The sequence below is a fragment of the Microcoleus sp. D3_18_C2 genome, assembly GCF_036702395.1.
Taxonomy (GTDB): domain Bacteria; phylum Cyanobacteriota; class Cyanobacteriia; order Cyanobacteriales; family Microcoleaceae; genus Microcoleus.
The window spans coordinates 39722-45968 of sequence record NZ_JAUBTG010000052.1; the positions used below are offsets into that span (position 1 = coordinate 39722).

The 6247-nt window shown below is 45.4% G+C and carries 5 protein-coding genes; 4 read left to right on the top strand and 1 reads right to left on the bottom strand.

The genetic code is table 11. The features are described from left to right. The first annotated feature begins 391 nt into the window (after nt 1-391). The 3 genes from QUA88_RS23655 to QUA88_RS23665 all read left to right on the top strand — a co-directional run bounded on the left by QUA88_RS23655 (nt 392) and on the right by QUA88_RS23665 (nt 3087). Nucleotides 392-832, top strand: coding sequence for an RrF2 family transcriptional regulator (locus QUA88_RS23655; RefSeq protein ID WP_015176708.1), 441 nt, complete (start codon nt 392-394; stop codon nt 830-832). A gap of 56 nt (nt 833-888) precedes the next feature. Beyond that, complete coding sequence (gene cysK / locus QUA88_RS23660) at nt 889-1851, top strand: cysteine synthase A (RefSeq protein ID WP_333055201.1); 963 nt, start codon at nt 889-891, stop codon at nt 1849-1851. A gap of 555 nt (nt 1852-2406) precedes the next feature. Further along, entirely contained in the window at nt 2407-3087 is a 681-nt protein-coding gene (locus QUA88_RS23665) for a J domain-containing protein (RefSeq protein WP_333055200.1), read from the top strand. 152 nt (nt 3088-3239) lie between these two features. On the opposite strand, the gene QUA88_RS23670 is transcribed toward QUA88_RS23665, so the two are convergent. Then, nucleotides 3240-4739, bottom strand: a complete 1500-nt coding sequence (locus tag QUA88_RS23670; RefSeq protein WP_333274149.1) for a cyclic nucleotide-binding domain-containing protein — start codon at nt 4737-4739, stop codon at nt 3240-3242. A gap of 441 nt (nt 4740-5180) precedes the next feature. Here QUA88_RS23670 and QUA88_RS23675 point away from each other — a divergent pair, with 441 nt between their 5' ends. After that, complete coding sequence (locus tag QUA88_RS23675) at nt 5181-6053, top strand: 6-carboxytetrahydropterin synthase (protein ID WP_333055196.1); 873 nt, start codon at nt 5181-5183, stop codon at nt 6051-6053. The last annotated feature ends 194 nt before the right edge of the window (nt 6054-6247 follow it).

Consider the following 6247-nt stretch of genomic DNA (forward strand, 5'->3'; position numbering starts at 1 on the left):
AGAGGAGGCAGGGAGGTTATAACATAACCTCTCTGCTGGCCACTCTAAAGCCCAAGTTTAGCCCTGCCTAGCGCAGGGCTTTTTTGTTTGCGGCAGGAAGGGGGCGCCAAGAATATATTAAAAATTAAAAATTATCAGTCATAGAGGCAGACAACCAGTTTCTTGAGGTAAGACAGTGGTGGAAGGGGAGGGAGTTGAAACGAGAAACTGGGTTTGTTGGGTTCAGATTGCCGATCGCGTTCCAACGATCGAGTGATGAAAGTCGATTAAGTTCAGTGGAAAACCGGGGTATAATAAAAGGTAAAGTTAGGAGTTAGAATTTGGAACTCAACATTGAGGAGAATTTTAAAATCTGACTTCGGAGTTGATAATTCTGGTATTGGAAGCAATTATGGTAGAACTCTCCTGTAAAAGCGAATACGCAATCTTAGCTTTGCTGGAGCTTGCCGATTGCTACGATGAAGGCGAGCCTCTGCAAATTCGCCAGATAGCGGCTCAGCAAAATATTCCCGATCGATATTTAGAGCAGTTGCTGGCTACCATGAGACGCTGCGGGCTGATTCGTAGCCAGCGAGGAGCTAAGGGAGGTTATATATTGGCGAGGGAACCGTGGAAAATTACACTCCTAGAAATTATCAACTGTCTCGAAGGCTCAGAGTTCGATCGCTCTGAAAAAGACTCGCCCGCTCAAACTGTAGAAAGTGCGGTGATTTGGGAAGTTTGGCAAGAAGCTCGATCGATTGCCAACTCAGTTTTGCAAAAATATACGCTACAGGATCTGTGCGAAAAGCGCAATGGCAGACGGCAGCTCGATATCATGTATTACATCTAGTTAATATTGCCAACTAGGAATTAACATTTACTTTCAACCACAAACTGACAAAGATTATGCGTATTGCTGGCGACATTACAGAATTGGTAGGGCGGACGCCCTTGGTGCAACTCAACCGCATTCCCCAAGCCGAAGGCTGCTTGGCTCGGATTGTGGTAAAACTCGAAGGCATGAACCCGGCAGCATCGGTGAAAGACCGGATCGGTGTGAATATGGTCAATCAAGCCGAGGCCGAAGGGCTGATTGCTCCGGGAAAAACGGTTTTAGTGGAACCGACTTCTGGCAATACCGGAATTGCTCTGGCAATGGTGGCAGCGGCTAAGGGCTACCAGTTGATTTTGACCATGCCGGATACGATGAGCACGGAACGCCGATCGATGCTGCGAGCTTACGGGGCCCAACTAGAACTGACTCCCGGAATTGAGGGCATGAGTGGCTGCATCCGCCGCGCTCAAGAGATTGTGGACAAAACTCCCAATGCCTATATGTTGCAGCAGTTTCGGAATCCAGCAAACCCGCAGGTTCACCGTTCGACAACGGCTGAGGAAATTTGGGAAGATACAGACGGCGAAGTGGATTTCCTGATTTCTGGGGTTGGGACTGGCGGTACGATTACGGGTATCTCGGAGGTGATTAAGTCCCGGAAACCCGAGTTTAAGGCGATCGCAGTTGAGCCGGCTAACAGTCAGGTACTTTCCGGCGGAAAGCCTGGGCCTCACAAAATTCAAGGTATCGGTGCTGGTTTTGTACCGCCGGTGCTGAATGTGGATTCGATCGACGAAATTATAGTTGTTACGGATGACGAGGCGATCGCCTACGGCCGTCGCTTAGCCAGAGAAGAAGGACTTTTGTCGGGTATTTCCAGCGGTGCGGCACTATGTGCGGCGGTGAAAGTCGGCAAGCGTCCCGAAAATGCAGGGAAATTGATTGTGATGATTCAGCCTAGCTTCGGCGAACGCTATCTGAGCACTCCCTTGTTCCAAGATCCAGAACTCAATCTGGCGATGGCCCTCAACTAGGCTAGCCTCCGGCCCAAGTCGCAGAAACACAGGGCAGGGCGTAGACTGTACGCTCTGCTTGGCTTTTTAGTAGATGAAAGAATGGCGATAGATTGTAGCTTTCTCGATCGCGATCGATATCGTTTCCGGTTGCATCGGAATGATTTAACCGCAGAGGGCGCAGAGAACGCAGAGGGAGAGAATACAGAGATGAATACAGGACGATGCTACCGGATTTGATATGATGCCGATTTTCTGAAGGCGCTTTTTTTTGAACCGCTTTCGGCGTGTTAGCGAAGCGGGCGCTGACCGCTTTTGTGGCGAAGGAAGAGAAAAGAAAAGAAGGAGCTAACTGTTGGCGGGAGCAGCGCTATATGAGTTCCCAAGGTCGATCGGCTTACCACTTCCAAAGCCTCAATGTTTTTCTAAAATAGATTTATGATAAGTTGAAAACTGAGTTTTTTTACTGACAATCTTTGACATTTATATCAGATAAATACTTAAAAACTTAGCAAAAAATGATATTTTTGTCAAGCACTTTTTCACAGATTATCCAGATTTCAAGGAAATAACAGCGTGTCTTCCGTTATCAATCACTACAAAACCCTAAAGATTAGCCCAAGCGCAACACAAGCCGAGATTAAACAAGCATACCGCCGTTTAGTCAAATTATTTCATCCAGACAGTCGCAGCGACACAGCGGGTCACGAAGAGATTGTCCGCCTCAATGCAGCCTATGAAATATTAGGAGACCCCCAGCACAGACAATCTTACGATCGCCAATTTTCCGAGCAAACCGAACAGCAATCACCAGCCGCACCAAACGTCAGCCGCCAGCAAACACAAACAGCAAGGGACGCGGATGAACTAATGGAACAGTGGCTGATTAAAGTATACAAACCCGTCAATAGAATGCTCAACAGTATCTTGAAGCCGCTTAAAAAAGAAATAGACGAATTGTCCGCAGATCCATTTGATGACGAACTGATAGAAAAGTTTCAACTTTATATCGAAACCAGCCGCGAGTTCCTCAAAAAAGCTCATAACTTTCTTACATCAATGCCTAATCCATCTAATGTAGCCGGAGTTGCCGCTCATCTCTACTACTCTATCAATCAAGTCGGAGACGGCATAGAAGAATTGTATTTATTTACCCTCAATTATGACGATCGCCACTTGCACACCGGTCAAGAACTGTTTAGAATTGCCGCTAGACTGCGGCGGGAAGCGCAGGAGGAATTAAAAATTAAAGTTTAATAAAAGCAGATTGTTCCCTCTTCCCTCTTCCTTCTTCCTTCTATCCTTTACATCCGTTACATCCGTTACAAAATCCGTTGCCGAACTTCCCTCTTCCTTCTTCCTTCTATCCTTTACATCCCGTACATTGCTCGTTGCCGAACTTCCCTCTTTCAAATTCCAAAAAGAACTTGAATGCGCTTGCGAATTTTAATAAAAGGAGTTTGTCCCAGAGAGTCGCCATCCAACAATCCCAAGTCTCTCAAAGCTTGCTGGGGTTCCGACAATTTTTGAGCAATCTGATCGGCTAAATTGGGTTGTTCTCTTAAAAGTTTTTGCAAATCGTGACGTTCCACCACAAACAAAATTGCATCTTCGCTAGTTTTAACAGTCGCCGTTCTCGGAGTACCCAACAGCAAAGATATTTCCCCAAAAAACTCGCCCTCATGAAGCGTAGCAATATACTGATCGGCTTTTTGAGAAAGAACTTCTACAGTACCCGAAAGAATAATATAAAAAGAATCGCCTGGGTCATTTTCTTTACATACCACCTGTCCCGCTGGAAACAGTTGTCGGTAGCCATATTCAATTAACTGCCGCAGTTCTAAATCCGTACACTGTTCAAAATAAGTTACTCGCCGCAACAAATCTCGCAGCGTCCAATTATTAGGGGATTTAGGTACGGGATTTTTAGGTTCAGAAAGGGTGGAATTAGATTTTAAATCTGCTGAATGTTTGGTATTCTGCGGAAAAACTTTGCCGTTGGAATTCTCGTCTTTGTTATTGTGAAAAAAATGAGTTAACTCTTGCGGATTTCGCAGCCACAAATCCCGCTGTGGAAAAGGGATTTCGATATTTCGGTGGCGAAACTCGTAATCTATTAAAAAATTTACTGCACTTTTAATAGCATCGCTTTCCTGTGGCTGGTCAATCCAAACTAAAAGTTCAAAATTTAAAGCGTTATCTCCAAAACCGCGAAACCATACTTTAGGAGAAGGATGGGACAAGACATTCGATTCCATCCGCGCCGCAATTAATAGTGCTTCCGTAACTATTACTGGGTCAGATCCGTAAGCAACACCGACGGGGATGTGGAGGCGACATCTGGGGTCTCTGTAACTCCAGTTAATAATGTTAGTTTCGACAAACTTAATATTTGGTACGATCACAAATAGTCCGTCAATTGTTTTAATAATTGTGGAACGGATCGAAATTGTTTCGACTGTTCCTAATAAATTGTCTATTTCAATAAAGTCTCCGACTCTAATTTGGTGTTCAAATAGCAGGGTGAGACCGCTGATAAAGTTGCTGGCTAGATTTTGCAAGCCGAAGCCGAAACCAATGCCGACAACCCCAGCTAAAACGGTGAGAGACGTGAGGTTGAGGCCGGCACTTTGCAGGACAAATATACAGCCAAGAGTTGCTAAAATATAGCTAATGATGGTGGAAATTGCTTCTCGACTGCCACGATCCAATCCCATCCGAACTAGCAAACTGCGCTTGATTCCTTCACTGATAATCTTAGCTATAATCAAGGCAAATATAGCTAAGATTATGAGTTTGACGATCGCACTGATGGACAGATGAGTGTCCCCGATATAGAATAGCGGGGTTGTCATCGCACCCCAGAAATGTTCAAAAAAGCGATCGGCTCGTGCAGTAATCGAATTCATTAATATTTGGTAATGGGTAAATGGTGATTAGTTTTTAGCGCAACTGAACCGCAAACTGCTAACTATTGCAGAGCTTAGGGGAAAAACTCGAACTGTGGAGTGTCCTGTGTGGCAAAAAAGGTCTATTCCCTACCCTTCGGGAACGCTTCGCCAAGGGGATAGATACGCACGCGCGTACTTTCTCAAAGACTCGTAACTGATGGGTTAGTAACAGATGGCGAGAAACTGTTTTGTAGCGGTATTTTCGGCCGGATATCTGTGTTGTGGCGTAAAATGGGATCTGTGGCTCGATCGATCGCCGACTTGTTGCCAATATTGGGAAAATTGGTAGAAATTCATTTACAGCACCCTCAAATAATCGAAAAATTCCAGCAAAAATTAGTTTATCCTTAAGAAGCGAGTCCTTTACAGAACTTAACAAGCTTACCCTACTTGACTTTTATGCAGTGCATCATCAATCGTCGGGCACAGTTTTCGGCGAGTCACCGGTACTGGCTGCCGGAGTTAAGCGAAGCCGAGAACTTTGAGCGGTTTGGCCCAACTGCCCGCGCACCGGGACACGGACACAATTACGTTCTTTACGTTTCCATGATAGGCGAACTCGACGAGTACGGCATGGTGCTCAACCTGTCTGATGTCAAGCACGTCATCAAGCGGGAAGTTATCAAGGATCTCGATTTTTCCTTTCTCAACGAAGCGTGGCCGGAATTTGAGCAGACTCTGCCAACTACCGAAAACATAGCACGGCAAATTTGGCTGCGCCTAGCCCCTCATTTGCCTGTGACCAAAATTCAATTGTTTGAACATCCCGAACTTTGGGCTGAATATTTAGGAAACGGAATGGAAGCTTATCTAACTTTGTCCACTCATTTTAGCGCGGCCCATCGGTTGGCTCGTCCCGATTTGAGCTTTGAAGAAAACTCGGAAATTTACGGCAAATGTGCTCGTCCCAACGGTCACGGTCACAATTATCATTTAGAGGTGACTGTTAAAGGGGAAATGGATGCGCGGACTGGCATGATTGCTGATTTGGGAGCTTTGCAAAAAGCCGTTGATGATTATGTTGTTGAACCGTTCGATCACACTTTTTTAAATAAGGATATTGCTTATTTTGAGAAGGTTGTGCCTACTGCGGAGAATATAGCTGTTCGGATCGGGCAATTATTGCGATCGCCCGTTCGGGAATTGGGCGCCGAGTTGCACAAGATTAAACTGATTGAAAGTCCGAATAATAGCTGTGAAATTTACGGTGCTGATTTAGAGGAAGTGGCGGCACAAAGTCAGCAGCCGGAAGCGATTTTAGCTAAGGTTTAGATTTAAAAATCGCATCGTTTGGGGCGGGTTCACCCGGATCTTTGGCTAATTGTGCAGATTGGTGAAGCCCGCCCTACCAGCCTAATGATGATTCCGAGAGTTTTTCAACCGGATTAGCGGGACTTAAACAAATTTTAAGCCCAAACAAAGCCTAAACTGGCTTTATAAGCGGAGAATACGTCCCAATTTTGGTT

Coding starts and splice junctions, on each gene's coding strand:
- QUA88_RS23675 (WP_333055196.1), top strand. CDS start 5,181: ATGCAGTGCATCATCAATCGTCGGGCACAGTTTTCGGCGAGTCACCGG.
- cysK (WP_333055201.1), top strand. CDS start 889: ATGCGTATTGCTGGCGACATTACAGAATTGGTAGGGCGGACGCCCTTG.
- QUA88_RS23670 (WP_333274149.1), bottom strand. CDS start 4,739: ATGAATTCGATTACTGCACGAGCCGATCGCTTTTTTGAACATTTCTGG.
- QUA88_RS23655 (WP_015176708.1), top strand. CDS start 392: ATGGTAGAACTCTCCTGTAAAAGCGAATACGCAATCTTAGCTTTGCTG.